18 protein-coding genes and 2 pseudogenes are annotated in these 20,986 nt (G+C 63.1%); 9 read left to right on the top strand and 11 right to left on the bottom strand.

The window, feature by feature from the left end:
* Positions 1 to 36 precede the first annotated feature (36 nt).
* From AC07UC_RS34205 to AC07UC_RS34165, 9 genes and pseudogenes are all read right to left on the bottom strand, one after another.
* On the bottom strand, positions 37 to 2,058 hold the full coding sequence (locus AC07UC_RS34205; RefSeq protein WP_494909156.1) for a hydantoinase B/oxoprolinase family protein: 2,022 nt from the start codon (positions 2,056 to 2,058) through the stop codon (positions 37 to 39).
* Positions 2,055 to 4,097, bottom strand: coding sequence for a hydantoinase/oxoprolinase family protein (locus AC07UC_RS34200; RefSeq protein WP_494909155.1), 2,043 nt, complete (start codon positions 4,095 to 4,097; stop codon positions 2,055 to 2,057). Before AC07UC_RS34200 ends, AC07UC_RS34205 begins: the two co-directional genes overlap by 4 nt.
* 265 nt (positions 4,098 to 4,362) lie before the next feature.
* The gene (locus tag AC07UC_RS34195; protein WP_494909154.1) at positions 4,363 to 4,815 is read right to left on the bottom strand and encodes a VOC family protein; all 453 of its coding nucleotides are present in this window, start codon (positions 4,813 to 4,815) and stop codon (positions 4,363 to 4,365) included.
* Between the two features lie 45 nt (positions 4,816 to 4,860).
* Positions 4,861 to 5,613 carry an SDR family oxidoreductase gene (locus AC07UC_RS34190; RefSeq protein ID WP_494909480.1) on the bottom strand — a complete coding sequence of 251 codons (753 nt, stop codon included), beginning with the start codon at positions 5,611 to 5,613 and terminating at the stop codon, positions 4,861 to 4,863.
* A 2-nt stretch (positions 5,614 to 5,615) separates the two neighbouring features.
* Positions 5,616 to 7,346, bottom strand: coding sequence for an IlvD/Edd family dehydratase (locus AC07UC_RS34185; RefSeq protein WP_494909153.1), 1,731 nt, complete (start codon positions 7,344 to 7,346; stop codon positions 5,616 to 5,618).
* A complete protein-coding gene (gene dmpG, locus AC07UC_RS34180) occupies positions 7,339 to 8,352 on the bottom strand; it encodes a 4-hydroxy-2-oxovalerate aldolase (protein ID WP_494909152.1) in 1,014 nt (337 codons plus the stop codon). Before dmpG ends, AC07UC_RS34185 begins: the two co-directional genes overlap by 8 nt.
* A complete protein-coding gene (locus AC07UC_RS34175; protein ID WP_494909151.1) occupies positions 8,349 to 9,284 on the bottom strand; it encodes an acetaldehyde dehydrogenase (acetylating) in 936 nt (311 codons plus the stop codon). The genes dmpG and AC07UC_RS34175 overlap by 4 nt, the downstream gene beginning before the upstream one ends.
* 88 nt (positions 9,285 to 9,372) lie before the next feature.
* Positions 9,373 to 10,167 (bottom strand): GntR family transcriptional regulator, encoded by a 795-nt coding sequence (locus AC07UC_RS34170; RefSeq protein WP_494909150.1) that lies wholly within the window; start codon positions 10,165 to 10,167, stop codon positions 9,373 to 9,375.
* Positions 10,168 to 10,274: 107 nt separating this feature from the next.
* Positions 10,275 to 11,154 (bottom strand): annotated as a pseudogene (locus AC07UC_RS34165) (transketolase family protein); the annotation flags it as partial.
* 399 nt (positions 11,155 to 11,553) lie between these two features.
* On the opposite strand from AC07UC_RS34165, the gene AC07UC_RS34160 reads away from it, so the two are divergent.
* The 9 genes from AC07UC_RS34160 to tolA all read left to right on the top strand — a co-directional run bounded on the left by AC07UC_RS34160 (position 11,554) and on the right by tolA (position 20,078).
* Positions 11,554 to 12,072 carry a sigma-70 family RNA polymerase sigma factor gene (locus AC07UC_RS34160; protein WP_494909149.1) on the top strand — a complete coding sequence of 173 codons (519 nt, stop codon included), beginning with the start codon at positions 11,554 to 11,556 and terminating at the stop codon, positions 12,070 to 12,072.
* 97 nt (positions 12,073 to 12,169) lie between these two features.
* Positions 12,170 to 13,171 carry a FecR family protein gene (locus AC07UC_RS34155; RefSeq protein ID WP_494909148.1) on the top strand — a complete coding sequence of 334 codons (1,002 nt, stop codon included), beginning with the start codon at positions 12,170 to 12,172 and terminating at the stop codon, positions 13,169 to 13,171.
* Between the two features lie 128 nt (positions 13,172 to 13,299).
* Entirely contained in the window at positions 13,300 to 15,912 is a 2,613-nt protein-coding gene (locus tag AC07UC_RS34150; RefSeq protein WP_494909147.1) for a TonB-dependent receptor, read from the top strand.
* Between the two features lie 71 nt (positions 15,913 to 15,983).
* Positions 15,984 to 16,601, top strand: a complete 618-nt coding sequence (locus tag AC07UC_RS34145) for a biliverdin-producing heme oxygenase (protein WP_494909146.1) — start codon at positions 15,984 to 15,986, stop codon at positions 16,599 to 16,601.
* 86 nt (positions 16,602 to 16,687) lie between these two features.
* A complete protein-coding gene (locus tag AC07UC_RS34140) occupies positions 16,688 to 17,002 on the top strand; it encodes a YbaN family protein (protein ID WP_494909145.1) in 315 nt (104 codons plus the stop codon).
* Positions 16,999 to 17,508, top strand: a complete 510-nt coding sequence (locus AC07UC_RS34135; RefSeq protein WP_494909144.1) for an RrF2 family transcriptional regulator — start codon at positions 16,999 to 17,001, stop codon at positions 17,506 to 17,508. Before AC07UC_RS34140 ends, AC07UC_RS34135 begins: the two co-directional genes overlap by 4 nt.
* The gene (gene exbB, locus AC07UC_RS34130; protein ID WP_494909143.1) at positions 17,498 to 18,652 is read left to right on the top strand and encodes a tonB-system energizer ExbB; all 1,155 of its coding nucleotides are present in this window, start codon (positions 17,498 to 17,500) and stop codon (positions 18,650 to 18,652) included. The genes AC07UC_RS34135 and exbB overlap by 11 nt, the downstream gene beginning before the upstream one ends.
* Before the next feature lie 5 nt (positions 18,653 to 18,657).
* Positions 18,658 to 19,143 (top strand): TonB system transport protein ExbD, encoded by a 486-nt coding sequence (gene exbD / locus AC07UC_RS34125; protein ID WP_494909142.1) that lies wholly within the window; start codon positions 18,658 to 18,660, stop codon positions 19,141 to 19,143.
* Positions 19,140 to 20,078, top strand: coding sequence for a cell envelope integrity protein TolA (tolA, locus tag AC07UC_RS34120; RefSeq protein WP_494909141.1), 939 nt, complete (start codon positions 19,140 to 19,142; stop codon positions 20,076 to 20,078). Before exbD ends, tolA begins: the two co-directional genes overlap by 4 nt.
* A gap of 134 nt (positions 20,079 to 20,212) precedes the next feature.
* Here the strand turns inward: tolA and AC07UC_RS34115 are convergent, their stop codons facing one another.
* Positions 20,213 to 20,365, bottom strand: a complete 153-nt coding sequence (locus tag AC07UC_RS34115; protein WP_494909140.1) for a hypothetical protein — start codon at positions 20,363 to 20,365, stop codon at positions 20,213 to 20,215.
* Between the two features lie 379 nt (positions 20,366 to 20,744).
* Positions 20,745 to 20,984, bottom strand: a pseudogene (locus tag AC07UC_RS34110) (transposase); the annotation flags it as partial.
* Positions 20,985 to 20,986: the final 2 nt, after the last annotated feature.

Below are 20,986 nucleotides of genomic sequence, written 5' to 3'. Positions count from 1 at the left end.
CACGATACGGAGGGAGCCTCCCAGGGGAGGCTCCGGTCAAAGCGGGCGTGCCAGCCGCCGCGAGGTGAGCTTGTGCTCGCGCAGTTCCTTGTAGATCGCGGCTACCTGCCCAGGCAGCACCTTCTCGCCGCTGTCTAGCCTGCGACCGATCTCGGCATAGAGCGCCTGATGGCCGGTCTGGCGCTGGACGCGCGAGAGATGGGCTATCTGCGCGCTGATGGCGTCGTGCAGTTCCGTTGGCCACAGCGTGTTGTAGGCCTCGCGCACCGGACCGTAGTCGATCGACTTGAGCGGCTGGCCCTGACGCGCGGCGATGATTTCGGCGCGACGCTCGCGCGTGGCCTCCGCATCCAGGGAGCCGTCCTCGCCGATGACCACGCCATATGAGCCGCGAGCGCTGGCGCGCGAGACATAGCCGTCCAGCACGTCCGAAAGGACCTGTTCGACGGGACGATCGAGTGGATCGCCATAGCCGCCGCCGCCCTGGGTGCCCATCTGAATTACGGCGCCCAACCCGACCTGCAGGATGTCGATCTTCCCGATGTCCTTCTCTTCCGGGGTACCGGGGTTGAGAAGCGTATAGCCCGTGGTACCCGGCTGACCACCCTGGCGACCTGCCGGCGGGAACACGTAGCGCTCGAGATTGCGCGCGGTGACGGTCGAGAACGGAGAGTGCGTCTCGAACTCGATGATCGCGCCCGTGCCGCCACGATATTTGCCGGCGCCACCGGAATCCTCGCGCAGGCCGTAGCGCCGGATCAGCACCTCCGGCATCTCGCGTTCCAGCAGTTCGGTCGGAACGTTCTTGAGGAAGTTGAGGATCACCATGGTGCCGTCCACGCCGTCGGCCATCGGCCGGCCGCCGGAACCGCCAACGACAGGCTGGATCACCGAGACACGGGTTTCGGAGGTATGCGGATCGGGCATGGCCACCATCAGGATGCCGCCCTGGCCGGAATCGGTCGCGGGCAGCTGGTCCGGCACCGCTTGCGCGAGCGCGCCGATGATGACGTCGCAGACCTTGTGCGAAGTCGAGTAACGCGCGCCGACTGCCGCGCCCGGTTCCGGATTGATGATCGTGCCGCGCGGAATGGTGATCTTCAGCGGGCGCACCATGCCGGCATTGTAGGCGATCGACGGTTCGCGCGTGCAGAGCCAGTTGACGACGCCGGTGGTCAGCATCCAGTGCCCGTCCTTCGAGAAGCTCGGCAGGTTGAGCGCGGCGCGGACTTCCGGCGCGGTGCCGGCGAAATCCATGTTGAACTCGCCGTCCTTCACCGTCAGCTTCAGGTTGATGCGCAGCAGGCCGAGGCCGACCATGTCGCCCTCGATGAAATCCGAGAAGTGGTAGGTCCCTTCCGGCACCGTGGAGATCACCCGGCGCGACTGGGCTTCCGCATAGTTCAGCACATCGTCGATCGAATGGCTGATCGTATCGGCACCAAACCGCTGGATGATCTCGCGCATGCGCCGCATCGCCGTGTTGAGGGCGGCGATGCAGGCCTTCATGTCACCCCAGTTCTGGTTGCTGCTGCGGGTGTTGACCAGGAACATCTTGAGGAAGGTCTCGTCGAGCACGCCCTCGCGGAACAGCCGCCGCGGCGGCACGCGGATGCCCTCCTGCATCAGTTCGTAGCTCGACGGGGCGATGGATCCGGACACACGACCGCCGACGTCGGTCATATGGACGAAACTCCAGAGGTAGCAGACGATCTTGCCTTCATGGAAAACCGGGGTCCAAAGGTAGACGTCGGACAGATGCGTCGCCATGCCCCGCGTCGCCTCCGGATCGTTGGTGATGAAGACATCGCCCTCGCGGACGTCGTCGCCCATGGCGAGGATCGCGTCATCCATGGGCTTGCCGACCATCATCAGCACGCCGTAGCGGCGGGAAGCAGCAAAGACCTCACCCTTGGTGCTAACCAGGGCGGCACCGTAGTCCTGCGTTTCCTTGATGAACACCGTGTGCGCCGTGCGGAACAGCGCCTGCGCCATCTCGTCCACAATCGCCTGGAAGCGATTGGACATGATCTCGAGTCCGATCTTGTCCTTGATCATTGCACGCGCTCCCCGATGAGATTGTACCACTGGTCGATCGTGGCCCTGAAGCCGGCCGGCAAATAGATCGTGGTGTCGTACTGCTCGACGATGGCCGGGCCTTCGAAGCCGAAGCCCGGTTCGAGCAAGGCGCGCCGGTAGACCGTCGCCATGCCGTCCTTGCCGTTTTCATAGAGCCGGCGTTCAGAGGTGGGCGCCTGCTCCGCATCGGCGAAAGGCCGCAGGTAGGAGAAATCGGGCTTCTTCGTCTTACCGACGATCTGAAGCCGCGCCTCGAGGATGCGCAGCGGGCTCGACCGGTCAGCGTAGCCATAGACCTGTTCATAGCGGTCGTGAAAAAGATTCTCGACCTGGGCAACCGTCAGTGGGCCATCGGGCAGGATCACGTTCAGCTCGAACGACTGGCCATGGTAGCAGATGTCGGCCGAACGGACGATCTGCTTCTCCTCGATCTCCACCTGCTGTGTGTCGAGCCAGTTCTCCGCCTCGACCAGGAACTGCTGGTAGGTCGCGTTGACCTGCTCGTCGGTCATGTCGCGGGAATCGTGCCAGAGGCTGCGCACGAAGTCGGCGCGAAGGTCGGCCACGAGGCAGCCGAGCGCGCAAAGCAGGCCGGGCATCGGCGGCACCACCACGCGGCGCAGGTTCAGCTCGCGCGCCAGCATGAAGGAATGCGTCGGGCCGGCGGCGCCATAGCACAGCAGGGAAAACTCCTGCGCATCGACGCCGCGCCGGGCCAGTTGCGGCACCGTCTCGGCATAGATGTTGGCGGTGGCGACCTGAAGGATGGCGTCCGCGGTCTGCTCGACCGACAGTCCGAGCTTGTCGCCGATCGTCGCGAGCGCCGCGCGCGCCTTGTCGACATGCAGCTTCATTTCCCCGCCGAGGATGGAGGTCATGATGCCGAGGGCCGCATAGGCGTCGGTAACCGTCGGCTCGATGCCGCCGCGACCGTAGCAGGCCGGCCCCGGGCGCGCGCCGGCGGAGCGCGGACCGACCTTGAGCACGCCCTCGGCGTCGAGCCAGGCGATGGAACCGCCGCCGGCCCCGATGGCCGAGACATCCACCGCCGGCAGCAGCACCGGGAAATCGCCCACCGTGTTCTCGTTCGAGTAGGGCACAGCCCCGTCGATCAGCGCCATGTCGACCGAAGTGCCGCCCATGTCGAGGGTCAACAGCTTCTGGTCTCCGATCAGCCGCCCTATGAAGGCGGCGCCGATGACACCCGACGCCGGCCCCGACAGCAAGGTCTCGACCGGACGGGCGCCTGCCGCTTCCAGCCCCATAACGCCGCCGTTCGATTTGGTGGAGAATATGCGCGTCTTGACGCCGCGCGCCGCCGTCTTCTTCTGCAGCGTTTCGAAATAGCGGCGCATGCGCGCGCCGATATAGCCGTTGATGACGCTGATCAGGGAGCGCTCGTACTCGCGCTGTTGCGGCCAGAGCTCGGCCGAGGCAATCACATACGCGTCCGGGAATTCCTCCAGTATCCACTGCTTGGCCTGCATCTCGTGGCCGTCATGGCGGTAGGAATGCATGAAGCAGATGGCGATGTTGTCGGCGCCGGCCTCGATCAGCTTTCGGGCCTGCGCCACGACGTCATCGCGCGAAATCGGCACGATGACATTGCCGTCGTGGCCGACACGCTCGCGGATCTCGGCAACGCGCCTGCGCGGCGCCAGCGCCTGCGGCCGCGGCGCATAGAGGTTGTTGGCCTGCGGCAGGCGTAGGCGTCGCAACTCCAGTATGTCGCGGAAGCCTTGCGTGACCAGCACGCCGACCTCGGCGCCGTCACGCTCCAGAAGCGTGTTCACGCCAAGCGTCGTTCCGTGGGAGAAGTAGGCGATGGCCTCCGGAGACACGCCATGTTTATCGCGCAGCGTCTCGAGGCCGATAACGATGGCTTCCTCGGGTTCCTGGCGGTTCGACGGCACCTTGAGCGACGTCAGCGCACCCGTGGTTTCGTTGAAGAGGAGCACATCGGTAAACGTCCCGCCTATGTCCACGCCGAGGCGGTATCGCGCATTCGATTCAGTCATCTGTCAGGCAAGCTCCTTGCAGGCGTGCCGATAGCGCCAATTCGGGGATGCATACCGGCGTCACGGCGTTTTTCCAAATAATGCGACTTAAACTCAATATACGATACAAACGCCGGTTTGAACAGAGGATTCGTGCGCTTTGACCTGCGATTAGATGCGCGGGAGAAGCCGGTATAACGGCCTGATTTCACGCGATAAAAGGCGCGTCAGCCATTGCTGGCGGACGTGCCTCCTCATCGTGCGAGGATCGAATTTCGAGCGCGTTTCAGTTCCGTGCGGGCGCCTTCTGGATCGCTTCGAGTATCAGTCCGTCGTCCGGGTTGCGAAGATAGGCGATACGCGAGCCGGTGTTCGGTCCCTGGTCTATAACCACGACGTCGCCGACCAGCTTGAGTGACCACTTGGCAGCGCGGGCGATGATATCGTCGATGTCATCGACGTTGAACGCAAGGTGCAGGGATCCGAGATCGCAGGGACGCGGGCGAAAATCCTTCCTGTCATCCGGACCGGAATAGCAAAGAAGTTCGATCGCCTGGGCGCCGTTGCGCATATAGACGATTTCGACCTTCGCACCCGGCACGCCGGTCACTGCCGAAATGATGGCCGGATCTCGTGGGGCGCGGTCGAACGTCTCGAAGCCGAACAGTTCGCGAAACATCTCCTCGGAGCGATCGAGATCGTAAACGGTGATACCGGTGTGATTGACTGTGACGGGCATAATGGACCTCATGCGTTCATGAAATGAAGTGACGTCGGCCGGAGGCTACCTGCCCCCGGTGACGGCGATGGTGGTGCCGGTAACGTAGCTCGCGGCGCCCGAGAGCAGCCAGACGATGGCCTCCGCCGTCTCCTCCGCCGTCCCGGACCGCCCGAGGGGCACGGTGGCGGCGAGCCGCTCGGCCCGCCCCGCATCCCCGGCGCTTCCGTGTATCCCGGTGTCGATAAGCCCCGGCCGCACGGCGTTGACGCGGATGCCTTGCGGTCCCAGTTCCCGCGCCAGACCGATGGTCAGCGATTCAATCGCGCCTTTCGTCGCCGCATAGTCAATGAACTCGTTCGGCGCCCCGTAGACCGCGGCCATGGACGACAGGTTGACAATGGACCCGCCTTCCCCGCCATGGCGGCGCGACATCATTCGCACCGCCTCGCGGCTGCACATGAAGGTGCCGGTGACGTTGATCGCGAAGGTCTCGTTCCAGCGCGCCGGATCGATATCCTCGAAACGTCCCATGCGCGGCAGGATGCCGGCATTGTTGACCAGGCCGTCGAGCCGGCCGTAGCGCGACCGGATATGTCCGTAGATCGCCGTCACGTCGGCCTCGCGCGCAACGTCGCCACGCAGAGCCTCCGCCTCGCCGCCCTGGGCACGGATACCGGCCACCACGGCCTCGGCGGCCGCGCTCGCGGACCGGTAGTTGATCACCACCGTCCAGCCGTCGCACGCCGCCAGCAGCGCTGTCGCCGCGCCGATCCCCCGCGAGCCGCCGGTGACGAGAAGTACCTTGCCCATCGCCACCATTAATGGCTGACGCGCTGGAGGGAGAGCTCGCGCGACATGTTCGCGAAATCGAAATCGCAGCCCAGATCCGCCTGTTCGACATGCGTGCGGTAGATATGCTGATAGCCGCTGCTGATCGGCGGCACCTGCGGCGTGAAGCCGGCCGCACGGCGGGCCAGTTCGTCCGCATCCACATCGAGATGCAGCCGCCGGGCATCGATGTCCACCTCGATCCAGTCTCCGGTCCTGACGAAAGCCAGCGGCCCTCCCTCGGCGGCTTCCGGCGCGACATGGAGGATGACCGTGCCGTAGGCCGTGCCGCTCATGCGCGCGTCCGAGATGCGGATCATGTCGCGCACGCCTTTCTCCAGGAGCTTCTTTGGGAGCCCCATGTTGCCGACCTCGGCCATGCCCGGATATCCTTTCGGGCCGCAATTCTGCAGCACCAGGATCGAGCGTTCGTCGACGTCGAGGTCAGGATCGTTGATGCGCGCGTGGTAATCCTCGATGGACGAGAAGACGACCGCCCGGCCGCGATGCTTGAACAGCTTCGGCGAGGCAGCCGAAGGCTTGAGCACGGCGCCGCGCGGGGCAAGGTTGCCGCGAAGCACGGCGATACCGCCCTCCGCCCGCAGCGGATTGGACCATTCGCGGATGACCTCCCTGCTCCAGACCTCGGCGTCGGCCACCTGTTCCCCGACCGTGCGCCCCGCCACGCACAGCGCGTCGCGATGCAGCAGGTCGTGCTCCGCCAGAGCCCTCATCACCGCCGGCAATCCGCCGGCATAGTAGAAATCCTCCATCAGGAACCGGCCGGACGGCATCAGGTCCACGATGGTCGGCACACCGCGACCGAGCCTGTCCCAATCGTCGAGCGTCAGGTCGACGCCGATGCGCCGCGCGATGGCGATCAGGTGCAGCACCGCATTGGTCGACCCGCCGATCGCCGCGTTGACCCGGATCGCGTTCTCGAAGGCTTCGCGGGTCAAGATCCGGCTCACCTTGACGTCTTGCCGAACCAGATCGACGATGCGGCGTCCCGCCAGTTGCGCCAGTTGATTGCGCCGCGCATCGACGGCGGGGATGGCCGCGTTTTGGAACAGTCCCAGCCCCAGCGCCTCGACCATCGCCGCCATTGTCGAGGCGGTACCCATGGTCATGCATGACCCCGCGGAGCGGGAATGCCCAGCCTCAGCGGCCAGGAAATCGCTTTCGGTCATCGTGCCGGCCTTGAGTTCCTCGACCCAGCGGAACACAGCGGTGCCCGAGCCGACCCTTTCGCCCTTGACGATGCCATTCAGCATCGGCCCGCCCGAAACGAGGATTGTCGGAATGTCGCAACTGGCAGCGCCCATCACCAGCGCCGGCGTGGTCTTGTCGCAGCCGGCCATGAGCACGATGCCGTCGATGGGATAGCAGCGGATCGACTCCTCCACGTCCATGGCGGCGAGGTTGCGATAAAGCATCGCCGTGGGGCGGGTCTGGCTTTCACTTGGGGACAAGACCGGGAATTCGACTGGAAATCCACCGGCTTCGTAGATGCCGAATTTCACCCGTTCGGCCAGGCCGCGCAGATGCGCGTTGCACGGCGTCATCTCGGACCAGGTGTTGCAGATGCCGATGATGGGCCGGCCGTCGAACGCATCGTCGGGCATGCCCTGGTTCTTCATCCAGGAGCGGTGCATGAAGGCACTCTTGCTGTTACCGCCATACCATTGGCGGGACCGCAGCGGGCGTTTCTCGTCAACCATGGGCTTTCTCCGCCATATCGAGCGCGACGTCGACGATCATGTCTTCCTGGCCGCCGACCATGCCGCGACTGCCGAGCTCGACCAGGATGGAGCGGACGTCGACATCGTATTGCGCGGCGGCCCGTTCGGCATGGCGAAGGAAGCTGGAGTAGACGCCGGCATAGCCGAGGGACAGGGTTTCGCGGTCCACCTGAACCGGCCGATCCATCAGCCGCCGCACAAGGGTCTCGCCAGCGTCCTGCAGGGCAAAGAGATCCGCCCTGTGCACGAAGCCTTCCCGCTCCATCACAGCGACCAGGGGCTCGATCGGCGTGTTGCCCGCGCCAGCGCCCATGCCGCACAGGGAAGCATCCACCCGCACCGCGCCCTCATGCAGGGCCGCGATGCTGTTTGCCACCGAAACCGATAGGTTCTGGTGGGCGTGGATGCCGATCTGCGTGGCGGGTTGCAGGGCGTCGCGATAGGCCCTGATGCGCTCGACCACGCCCTTCATCGTCAGGGCCCCGCCGGAATCAGTCACATAGACACAATGGGCGCCGTAGCTCTCCATCAGCCTGGCCTGCGCCGCCAGTTCCCCCGGCTCGGCCCGATGCGACATCATCAGGAAGCCGGAGACATCCATGTCGAGCGCCCGCGCGGCCTCGATATGCTGGCGCGAAATGTCGGCTTCGGTGCAATGCGTGGCAATGCGCACCGACCGCACGCCGAGCTTCGCCGCTTCCCGAAGATGCTCGATCGTGCCGATGCCGGGAAGCAGCAGCGTGGTCAATCTGGCCTGCCGGCAGTTCTCGGCCGCGGCCTCGATCCAGCTATGGTCGCTGTTGGAGCCGAACCCGTAGTTCAGCGACGAACCGGCCAGCCCGTCGCCATGGGCGACCTCGATCGCATCCACGCCGGCGGCGTCCAGCGCCGCCACGATCAGACCGAGGCGTTCCGGCGTCATGTGATGGCGGATGGCATGCATCCCGTCCCTGAGCGTGACGTCCTGAATGTAGACCTGTGTCATCCCTGCCCTCCCGAAACGCCGACGAGCCGCTCGGCGGTGCGCAGCGCCGCCGACGTCATGATGTCGAGATTGCCGGCATAGGACGGCAGGTAATGCGCCGCGCCCTCGACCTCGAGGAACACCGACACCTTGAGCCCGGAGAAACGCATGTCATGATCAGCGAGGATCAGCGGCGCATTGGCGGGGATCTTCTCCACCTGCACCTCGTGCTTGAGCCGATAGCCCGGCACGTAGCGGCGCACCTCCTCGACCATTGCGCGGACCGAGGCGCGTACAGCGACCGGATCGGCATCTTCGCAAAGGCACAGCACGGTGTCCCGCATGGTCAGCGGCGGCTCGGCCGGATTGAGGACAATGATCGCCTTGCCGTGATCGGCGCCGCCGATCCTCTCGATGGCGCGCGACGTCGTCTCGGTGAACTCGTCGATGTTGGCACGCGTGCCCGGACCAGCCGATTTGGATGCAATCGCGGCAACGATCTCGGCGTAGCGGACCGGCACCACGCGCGAGATGGCGGCCACGATCGGAATCGTCGCCTGGCCGCCGCATGTCACCATGTTGACGTTCGGCGCATCAAGATGATCATCAATGTTGACGCTCGGCACTACGAAGGGACCGATCGCCGCCGGGGTGAGATCGACACGGCGAATGCCGCGCGCGCCGAGCAGCGCATCGTGGTGCCTGTGCGCTCCGGCGCTGGTCGCGTCGAAGGCCAGCACGACCTCATCGGCTTCGGGCATGGCGAAAAACCCCTCCACGCCGCCGTCGCTGACGGGAACCCCGAGCCGCCTGGCGCGCGCCAATCCGTCCGACGCCGGGTCGATGCCCACCATCGCCCCCATTTCCAGCACCTCGGAAAGGCGCCTCACCTTGATCATCAGATCGGTGCCGATATTGCCCGATCCGATGATCGCAACCTTGCGGCGTGTCATAATCCAACCTCCACGCTCGATCCGGTCGGCCTCAGCTTGGCTTCGACCCTTGGAATTTTCCTGCTCGGATGCCGCTCGCGGTTCCCGCTCACGACCGCGGTCCGCCGCTAGCGACGCGGCGTTCGAGCTGATCCTTGCGGCTCGGCCCGGAGCGATCCTGAATGGCGAGCCTGACCGCAGCACGCACCAGCCGCGGCTCGAATACCGGCTCGATCTGCGCGATGATGGTGAGCGCAATGCGCGCGTAGTGCTCGGCCAGAAGGCCGGCGACAAGATCGCCGTCGCGCGCGGCGCAGGCGTCCATAATGGCCTGATGCTCGTCCCGCGACTGCTGATAGGAACTGGCATGCGTGAGATAAAGTCGGCGGTAGCGCTCAGCATGCTCGTTGAGCTGCGCCGAATAATCGGCGTGACGCGGGCCGGCGGCCCTGATCGCGATCATGTGGAACTGGCGGTGCGCCCGGTCGAAGTCGCCGAACTGTGCGGGCGCCTCGTTTTCACCCATGACGGCAAAGCAATTGCGCATCTCGTCGATATCGATGTCGGTCAATTCCGGAACGGTGGAGCGCACCGTAATGGTGTCGAGCTTTATGCGAAGTGCATACAATTCATCGAGGTCGGCCATGGATGTCGGCGAGATAACAACCTGGCGACCGCGCTCCGACGTGACTAGGCCCTCCTTCTCGATCAACCGCAACGCCTCGCGTACAGGTGTTCGGCTGAGGCCGAGTTCAGCGGATATCTTGACCTGAGACAAACGGCTGCCCGGCCTGAACATGCCTTCCAGGATGGCTTTTCGGATCTTCTCATAGGCGTCCAGCATGCGAGCGCCCGTCGACTCGTCGTCAACGACTGCACGTTCCCTTGCCAGATCAGAGGCCATTGGCTTCGACACCTCTCCCAAACCGGCACCAAAGCATCGGTCACAATGTGATGTCGAGATCTGTATCGCAGAGCAATTCGTCAGTCAACAAAACTGTATGCAGCCTTTCATTGAAAGGAACAACGGCCGTTCCGCCTATATACCAAGCGCAGATGCCGCATCGGCCGGCCGGACGTCAGCGACTGCCCGGCGGCGATGGTGCCGCGCGCGTCGATGCCGAAACGCCGATAGAGCTCGGCCAGCGATCCCGTTTGGCCGAAATGCTCAACACCGAGCGCGCGCGTGCGGTGCCCCACGACCGAACCAAGCCAGGCAAGCGTGGCGGGATGGCCATCCAGTACGGTGACCAGCGCGCAGTATGGCGGCAGATCATCGAGAAGTCGCTCGATGTGGCTGCGGGCATGGGAAAGGCCGTTTTCACGAGCTCTTAAAACGGCATTCCACCCTGCATTGAGCCGGTCCGCAGAGGTCACGACCAGCAAACCGATGTCGCGCCGGTCCTCGCCCATCAGGCCGACCGCCTCCATCGCCTCAGGCGCTATCACGCCGGTACAAGCAACGCCGAGCTGGGCATTGGGTCCCGGCCGACGCATCCAATAGGCGCCGTTGATGATATGGTCCGCCAGATCGGGCGTGACCTCGCGTTTCGGTTGGTCGATGGTGCGCGTGGAAAGCCGGAGATAGACCGAGCCACCGACCCGATCACGCAACCAGGACAACGGGTCCGGTTCTGCTTCGCCATCACGCTGCGCATAATCGAAGGCCCAGCGCATGATTGACAGCGAGCTCGTCGACGAAAGCCGGCTCGAAGCTGGCAAGCCCGTCCTGCGCCATGCCGATCAACGGCGTGGCGATCGACTGGTGGGCGCCGCCCTCGCCGGCCAGGGTGACGCCCGACGGCGTTGCGGCAAGCACGAATCGCGCATCCTGGTAGCAGGCATAGTTCAGGGCATCGAGGCCACGCTGGATGAAGGGATCATACAGCGTGGCGTGCCCTGCGGCTGGCGGCCGCATCCGGCGACGGATGTCGAGCTGCTGGGCATGGCGCTGAGGACGGCGTGCGAGCACCCGCGCTGTGCCGATCTCAGGCTGATGCCCGGCAGCGCGTGAGCGGACCGACTGCTCGATCAGGAGAACAGCGAGCCGTCCTGGTCGATAGAAGAATCCGCGGGTCATGCGGGTGCAACGAGGCGTCGTAGCCTTCCCGCTATATGTCTGCGAGTAATCGCTCTTGTCTACGAGAACTAAACCTGATTAAAATATGCAACTTTAATTCCATGCCGCGATGCGTTCGCTTAAGCAGCTGTGATGCAACGTTCGACTCTCGTTATAGAGCCGCGTCCAGCCTGCGGGAGACACTGTGTGCATCCCAGTTAAGGGTTATTGATGGTGGGCAGCCTTAATCACTGGCTAGGGGATCTGTTCAGATGGCATCATCGCGACCTTGTTCGATATGCCTCCCGACTCCTCGGCGATCGCGACAGCGGCGAGGAAGTGATCCAGAACACCTATCTGCGGCTGGCCGGCCGTTCTTCGCAGTCTGGGACCATAGATTATCCGAAAGCTTATGTTTTCGCGGCTGCGCGCACGGCGGTCGTGGATTTCACAGCCGAGCAGCACAAGGAGTGGATGCATCGCGTCGATTTCTCGGAAGTAGATTCTCACGCTGCGACCGAAGATCCGACGATCGCGTTGGATCGGCGGCACCGGATCGTTCGTCTGGCCGTGCTTTTGAACGAACTTCCTTCTGCCTGCCGGGCGGCCTTTATCATGAACAAGGTCGAGGGAAGAAACCATCGCGAGATCGCCGAACGGCTGGGCGTGTCGGTGAGCATGGTCGAGAAGCACGTCATGCGCGCACTCGTGCATTGCCGAGACCTTGTGCGTGACGATTTCGATTTTTAAGCAATCGACATCTGGCCATTGAGGATTCTGGCATCCAAACCCGTCTAAAGGGATAGCGAAGCCATATTGATTGGTCGAGAGATGCGGGCACTATCCGTTGAAGTCTGATGTGACGAAAAAGAGCTACCCTCCGAAAGAGGTGTCCGATCAGGCCTTGGCCTGGATCGTGCGCCTGCATTCGGGAACGGCCGGTAAGGCCGACTGGGCCGACTTCCGGGTGTGGCGTCTACAAAGCGCCGAGCATGAGGCGGCCGCGCTTGAGGCAGAGGCGCTGTGGAGCGATGCTTCAGAGCTCCACAGCGATCCGGCTACGGGGCTGATCCGACCGGGGCGCAGGGACAGTGGACCGTCGCGTCGAGCCGTACTCGGAGGAATTGTGGGCATGGCGGCAGTAGGCACTGCTGGGTTCTGGGCGAGCGGCGCCAGCCGGTCGTGGCGGGCAGATTATGTAACGGGCGTGGCCGAGACGCGCGGCATCGACCTTCCCGACGGATCGCGCGTGACGCTCAATGCCATGTCAGCGATCAACGTCGTCTATTCGTTTAACATCCGTCGTATCATTCTGGTCGAAGGCCAGTGCTTCTTTGAGGTGAGTGGTGATGCCGCTCGACCCTTCGTCGTGGACATTGGCGGTACGCTGGTCCGTGCGCTCGGCACTGCCTTCGATGTCGATGCAAACCTGCCCGGGGACAGCATAGCGATCGCGGTCGTCGAGCACTCCGTTCGGGTCGACGTGCAAGGCGCAGAACGGGGTGCTCCGAAACCGGGTGAGAGCGTCGTGGTGTCGAAGGGGGAGAGAGTCGTCCTTTCCAGCGACGGCCGGCTTGGTGCCATTGCCCTTCAGGATGCCACAACGGCAGCCGCATGGCGCGCCGGTATCTATGTTGCGGAGGAGCGGCGACTCGATGAGGTGATCGCTGCCTTTCGCGGATATCACGACGGCTGGATTGTCGTCCGGGGCGAGGATGTAAGATCGCTTAGTGTGAACGCCGTCCTGGACCTTCGGACGCCAGATATCTCCCTTGACGCACTGGCGAATGGCCTGCCGATCCGCGTGCGTCACATCTCAAGATACTTGACGGTTATTTCAGGCGCTTAGCGGAAAGCAAGAATTCTTTTCACTTTCGATTGAGGATTTTGCCGAGAAATCCGGTCATAGCTTACGAGGGCATATCTCGACCCAGACAGGCAACGATCCCTCTTCACACGAACGAAGGTTAGGGATCCATGTCGGGGACATCGAGGCAGAATCGTTTTCTGAGGGCGCTACTGGTCGCGTCGACCGCGCTAATACCGCTTGGCCATCTCACCACGGCGCAAGCACAATCCTCGGCGCAGGGCAGTGCGGTCGCATTCAACATACCGGCACAGCCACTGACTTCTGCACTGACCAGCTTTGCGCGACAGGCCGGGCTCAAAATCGCCTATCCGGCATCGTTAACGTCCGGAAAGTCGGTTGTGCCGTTGCAGGGTTCTTATACGAACGCCGAAGCGCTCAGTCGCCTTCTTGCGGGGACCGGTCTCAGCTATGCCTTTACGGACGCCAACACCGTGACGATAACCGACCGCGTTTCAGGGGCGCACAGCGGGACGGTCGCAGCAGACGGTTCTCTGGTGCTCGACACGATCGACGTGACTGGCGGCACGGATCGCATCGCCGCCTCGGGCTCAGGTTTTCAAGGCACGCCGGACTGGGTGTACGAGACGCCGGAGGCTGTCAGCGTGATCTCGCGTCAGGCCATCCAGGAGGCGCCCACGCGCAATGCGCGAGACCTGCTGGACAACGTCGCCGGCGTATACGCCAACCGCGCAGAGGCGCAGAGGCCGGGCGTAAGCGTCAATATTCGCGGTCTTCAGGATCAGGATCGCATCGGCATGATGATCGACGGCGCGCGCCAGAACTTTCAGCGAAACGGTCACGGCGCGACGCAGCAAACCTATGTCGATACAGCCTTCGTGCGCACGATCGAAGTCGAAAAGAGCAGCACGTCAGGCGCAGGAAGCCTGGGCACACTGGGTGGTTCAGTGAATTTCCGCACAATCGTCGCCGACGACCTGATCCGGCCGGGTCGCAACTGGGGGATCGAGATCAACGGCACGACCGGCACTAACAATTATCATTTCGACGGATCGGCCGCCGCAGCGTTCCGCATCTCGGACAGCTTCTCGATCCTGGGCGGCATAAGTCACAAGAATATCGGCGCTTATGAAGTTGGAAAAAACGGCGAAATCCGCAATCAGTCGACGACAACGGATGGCGATACTTTCCTCTTTTCTGGCCAGGAAGCGGTCTCGAGCCTTATCAAGGCGGAAGCGAATGTCACCGAGGACATGAAGCTGACGCTTGGCTGGGTACGCAACGAGTCCGATTTCAGTACGGGGAACTACTCCTCCCTTTTCGGAGAAACGACCCTTTCGGAGACTGAGCAGAATGTCGTCAACGACACCATTACGGCATCGTTCGATTGGGATTCGGATAGCGAATTGATCGATCTGAAGGCCCGGCTTTACTACAACCACACGGACCATGAGGACAGTTCCTCTGTGGTCGACAGCGTGGGACGAAATTACACGATGGGAACGCTGGGTGGCAGCATAGAGAATACAAGCCGCTTCGATACAAGCCTGGGCCTCTTATCGTTCAACTACGGAGCCGAAGCATTTCATGACGACGGCAAGTCCAACAATTCAGGACTTATTATCGACGGTATTGATCAGACGGACTTTTACAATGGCGGCAACCCGACAGGAAAACGCGACGTCGTTGGCAGTTTCCTAAACGCCAGGCTGGAACATGACGATTGGCTTACCGTAGAGGGCGGGCTACGCTATGACTGGTACCGGAATTCGGGAAACACCACGATCTTCGGCAACCCGACACGCGACGTCATCAGCTACACTCTTATTCCCGGCACACCCCCATTCTGTAACGCCCGTGGGTGCTCTACTGGGACCCCGGACAGGTGGGAGCCAGTATATGGGCCGGAATATTATCCGGCCCACGCCGTCGAGGTGGACCGATCGGAAGGCGCCTTCCTGCCGAGCTTGACGGTCGCGATAAAGCCTTATGACTGGCTCCAGCCCTTCGTAAAATATTCGAAGAGCTTCCGTCCGCCGACCATCATGGAGTCGTTCCTCAATAGCGGCCACGCCGGTGTCATAAACGGCTATTCTCCCAATCCGTATCTCGAGCCGGAACGAGCTGACACCTACGAGATCGGTGCCAATATCTCCCGCGACGGACTGTTCAAGGACGATGACAGCTTTCGCCTGAAGGTGGTCGGCTTCTATCGAAACATCGAGGACTACATCGCTCTCGGCGCTATCGATAATGAGGAAGCCAACCGGAGATACACCAGTTTCGTGAACTTGAACGGCACGACGCGGATGAAAGGCGTAGAGGTCGAGGCCAGTTACGATGCCCGGTCGTGGTACCTGGGAGGCACGTTTACTTACAACGACGCCAATTGGCCGACGACTTACGATGCCAATGGCAGAATCCGCTATCTGGGCCCGGAGGTGTCGGTCCTGTTCGTCCAGCCCAAAGTCCGCGTGGCGCTCGATGGCGGCGTGCGGCTGTTCGACGAAAAGCTGACGATCGGCGCCCGTATGACCCATGTAGGCCCGACCGAACCCACCATCGGCTCCCTGCAGAACAACTACAAGCTCGACTCCTACACGACCTACGACCTCTACGGCTCCTACGCGTTCAACGACAATGTGAAGCTCAGGGCGGCCGTGACCAACCTCACCGACCTAGCCTATGTCTCTGCGTTGGGTGCCGATTATTACGCAATGCCGGGACGTACCTTCACTGCATCGCTCAATTTCAAGTTCTGACACCGCGTTTCGCAGGCGAGCTTCAGCTCCCCTGATACGTGTTCATTTTCTTGTCCAAAGAGGCCGTATCGATGAATGAAACTGTCATTCTCCACAATCGTCCAGCTCTTACGCGCTCGAAGCGCCTGAAGGCAGCGACGCACTCTACGCATGATCGTCTGGACAAGTCGATCATGGTGGGAGAGCCGTTTGCGAGCTGGGATCGGTATGGGCTGTTCGTGAAGGTTCAGCATGCGTTCCACCGCGACATCGACGCGCTCTACGACGATGCGGCGCTGGACGCGATGTTGCCGGACCTCCAGGGCCGTCGACGTCTGCCGCTGATCGAGCAGGATCTTGTCGATCTCGACATGGAGACATTGGCTTTCGATGCGCGGCCGGCCTTCCTCCCCGGAGCCGCGATCTATCTGCCGACGGCGCTCGGCTGGCTCTATGTGGCGGAAGGCTCGAACCTCGGCGCGGCGTTCCTCATCAAAGAGGCGATGAAGCTCGGCCTCTCCGCGAATTTCGGCGCACGGCATCTGGCCGGAGCACCCGAAGGGCGCGGGCTGCACTGGCGGACCTTCACAGCGGCCCTCGACGCGGTGCCTCTGTCGGAAGAGGAAGAAGCCCGTGTTGTCGCCGGGGCTGAAGCCGCCTTCCGCCGCGTTCACGGACTGGTCAGGGAGGTCTTCGCGGCGGGAATATGAAAGCGGATGGAGCATCGCGGGGACGGCCTCGACGCCATCCCCTCGGCGAAGCCCGGCAGGCGGGGTTTATCGCGCTCGGCTGTTTGATGCTGATGCCGACGACGATCTTCCTGATCCTGGCGGCATGGTTCTTCGGACGCTCGTCGCCACGTCTTGAGGCGTGGATGCTAGACCAGCCCCGTTTCGGGCCGGTGCTGCGGGACTGGCGGGAGCATGGCGCGATGCCTCGCCGGGCGACGTGGGTGGCCTTTGGCGGCATGGCGTTCGGCTATGCGCTGTTCCTGATCGGAGTGCATCCCGGCATCTGGCTCACGATGGGCATGGCGGCGCTGATGGCCGGCTGCGCCATCTGGCTGGTGATGCGGCCGGAGAACAGGCGATACAGCGAGGAGGCAGGATGATGAAACTGACGAAGCAGGCCGAGATCTCGGTTCAGATCCTTGCGTTGTGTGCACGGACGCCAACGACCCGCACGGCGGCGGAGTTCGCCGGCACGACCAAGGACCATGCCGCGCAGGCGGTGGCGAAGCTGGTGCTTGCGGGCTATCTGACCGGAACACACGGCCGAGCCGGCGGCATCAGCCTCGCAGTCGCGCCTTCACGCATTAATATTGGCGACATGCTGCGGTTGATCGAGCCGGCCTTTGGTGGCGTTGTCTCCACGGATCGAATGAAGCCGGAGGGCATCTTCGACGCTTTGGTTCGGGCGGCGGCAGAATCCTTCGTCGCCACCTTCGACACCTTCACCATCGCCGATCTGGTCGCCAGTCCGGATAGCGGCCGCATAGGCTGTCTCGACTGCGACCTGCATAAGCTGATCCGACGCCGCAGCTCGCTCTCCCGGCTTCGCCGGCATCCCGCCTATAGGCCGACAGTGGCCCCGACATCTGCCACCCATGCGGCATAATGATCCAAAGAAGAAGAACGCAATGACATTCCGCCTCGCACCGATCTTCCGTCGCGCATCCTCCCTGACCGCGGGCAGCGCCGCCCTCGTCCTGACCGTTTCTATTGCCCTGTTGTCCCCGCTCTCGGCACAGGCGCAGGATTCGGGAGCGGCGCAGCCTCCCGCTATAGAAGGCGCGGCGGAGAGCGTCCAACCGCCACAAGCCGCTCCCACGGCTGAGTCCACGCCAAGGGCGCATGTCGCTTCCCCTCCTGAAGCGATTGGTGGCGCGCAACCGGAAGCATCAGGCGCATCATCCGCCGACATACCTGCTCCGGAAGTTCCTGCAGCCACGGAGACATCTCCCGCGCCAGAGCCGGCTCCGTCATTGCTGGACGATCCGGCGGGGGCAATCTCGCAGATGCTGGAGCCAGTCGCACGCGATCCTAATCTGCCTCACAATCTCTCCCCGTGGGGCATGTTCATGGCCGCAGACTGGGTGGTGAAGGGGGTGATGGTCGGGCTAGCCTTCGCCTCGCTCGTCACCTGGACGATCTGGCTGGCCAAGTCGGTAGAGATCGCCTGCGCCAAGGCAAGGGCCAAGCGCGCTCTCAAGATCATCGTCGATGCGTCGAGCATTCCCGATGCCGCCCATGCGCTCGCCGGACGCGGCGGGCCGGCGGCCTTCATGGTACGCACGGCGACAAGCGAGATGTATCGCTCGCAAGACGTGCTCGACCATGCCGGCGATCGGGGTGTGCTCAACCGCATCCTGTCGCATCTGGTGCGCATCGAGGCGCAGGCGGGCAAGAGATTGTCGCGCAGCACCGGCGTTCTGGCCACGATCGGCTCGACCGCCCCCTTCGTCGGCCTATTCGGCACGGTATGGGGCATCATGAACTCGTTCATCGGCATATCCGAGGCGCAGACGACGAACCTTGCCGTGGTGGCTCCCGGCATTGCCGAGGCGCTGCTGGCGACCGCGCTCGGCCTTGTCGCCGCCATCCCGGCGGTGATGATCTACAACGTCTTCGCCAGGAGCATCGCGGGCTACAAACAGTTGCTCGCCGACGCGTCGGCAGCCGTCGAGCGGCTGGTCAGCCTCGATCTCGACCGGCGCAAGGTCCCGGCGCGGACGATGCCTTCGGCTCTGGCGGCGGAGTAGATGTCATGGCAGGCGGCATCCGCGAGCGGGCGAGCGACGATCTCGACGAGAGCCACGAGATCAACGTCACGCCCTTCATCGACGTCATGCTGGTGCTGCTTATCATCTTCATGGTGGCCGCACCGCTTGCGACCGTCGACGTCAATGTCGACCTTCCGGCATCGACGGCGCAGCCGCAGGAGCGTCCCGACAAGCCGCTTTACGTGACGCTGAAGGAGGATTTGTCGCTGACGCTCGGCGACGATCCGGTGGCGCGAGAGGGACTGGCATCCGCGCTCGACGCCTTCACCGAAGGCGACAAGGAAACGCGCGTCTTCCTGCGCGCAGACGGGGCTGTGAGCTATCGCGACCTCATGGACGCGATGAACCTGCTGCGCGCGGCCGGCCATCTGAAGATCGCGCTGGTCGGGCTGGAGACCATGCCCGCACTGCCACCAATGCCGCGTCAGGATGCGCAAGCCTCATCGCCTGGTGCGGTGTCCGCCCCATGAGCGGCTTCAGCGCCTCCATCGGCCGCGGCGCGCGCGTCGCCGAGGCGGCGCTATGGACCTGCGCGGGTCTTGTCATGCTCACCGTCCATGTCGGCGGAGCGGTGTGGCTGATGCGCGAGCAGCTGGTCATGACGGTCGACGACGCGCCGCCGGCCGCCATAATGATCGAACTGGCGCCTGAGCCGGAAGCCGTCTTCACCGAGGCCAACGAGGTCGCGCCCGATCTGGAGACGGCGGAACTGAGTGTGCCCATCGAGGAGGTGCTGACGCCGGAGGAGGCGCCCCCCACAGAGGTTACGGAGCAGGTGGAGCCGGAGCCGGTCGAGGAGGTAGCAGAAGCCGAGCACGAACCGGTGGAAGAAGTTGGCGAGGAAGTTGCCGCATTTGAACCGGAAGAGCTGGAACCAGTCAAAGAGGAGATCGAACCGATCGAGGAGAACGCGATAGTCCCCGATGCGGTCGAGGTTCCCATTCCCGCCTTCCGGCCGAAGCCGCCGGAGCCAAAGAAAGAGGTCGTGAAGAAGGAGAAGCCGAAGAAGCCGGTTCGCCAGCGCCAGCAGCAGGCCGCCTCGAAGTCAGCCCTACAAGCCCAGGCGCAGGTCAGGCTATCGAACCGCAATGCCGGCCGTCAGAGCGCATCAGGCGTGTCTTCCGTCTCGCCGGCCAAATGGCAGTCACGGCTTATGGCGCATCTGGAGCGCCGCAAGCGGTATCCTTCCGGCGCGAAGGCGCGCGGGGAGCGCGGCACGGTCTATGTCCGCTTTCGCATCGACGACAGCGGAAATGTGCTTTCCGTCTCACTCGCGGGATCGTCCGGCTTCCCCGAACTCGACAATGAGGTGCTGTCGCTCGTGCGCCGCGCATCGCCTGTTCCGGCACCACCGCTCGGCGTCAACAGAAGCATCACCGCACCTGTCCGATTCAGTGTCAGATGAAAGGCCCCCCTCTCTCGATCGGCAAGGCTTGAGCCGCAGCCGATCACAACAAGAGTGAGAGCGCAGTTCTCCGCATTATCATGCTGCCTTGGAGAGCATTGCGCCAGCGTTGCCTGAACGTGGAAGCGTTGCTTCTATATCGCGGCCAGTTTGCGACGTTTGCCGTTCTTGGGCCGGGAGGCGTTGTCATTACGAGACACCGACCTTGGCCGGAAGCTAATAATCTTGGCGGTGATCTGCGCGCGGCGCATCGCCTTGATGAAGTGTTCCGACACACGATCGGCCATTTCGATCAGCGGTCTGTCAAAGACGCTTCAGGGTGTAGCCGCCGGTCACGCCGCCTACACCAGCTTCCTGGAGTTTCCGCCGCAGAGCTGGAGTCTACGCTGGTACAAGGCCTTCTTCGCCTCTAGGGAATGGCGATCTGCTACATACATCTCGCTGACAGCAGCAATCCTGACAACTGTCGTCTCGCTTCCTCTGGGGACTGCTGCCGCCTACGGTCTCCACAAGTCCAACTTGCGCTTCGCGAGCTATCTCAACGCCTATCTCGTGTCGCCCAGCGTTGTGCCCGTGATTATCGTTGCCGTGGGAATCTATTTCCTTCTCGCGACCATCGGCCTTAACAACACGATGGCGGGCTTGGTATTTGCGCACTGCGTCCTGGCTAAGCATTTCGTCAAGCACTTCCATCTCGGCCCAACGGTAGTAGCGTCGCTTCACCGATCGATAGTCGCCAAGCCGTTTAGGCAGATCACGCCAGCGCCCATCCGAGCGCGCCATCCACAACAGCGCATTCAGAAATCGACGGTTGTTCGTGCGTGGACCGCGCTTGCCCTTCGTGCCGCAGGGCACAAAGCCCTTAATCCGTTCCCATCGATCGTCCCGAAGCGCATCGCAGTCCATCG

Source organism: Mesorhizobium sp. GW821-FHT04C10, assembly GCF_059420305.1.
This window is presented reverse-complemented; position numbering and strand designations above follow the sequence as displayed.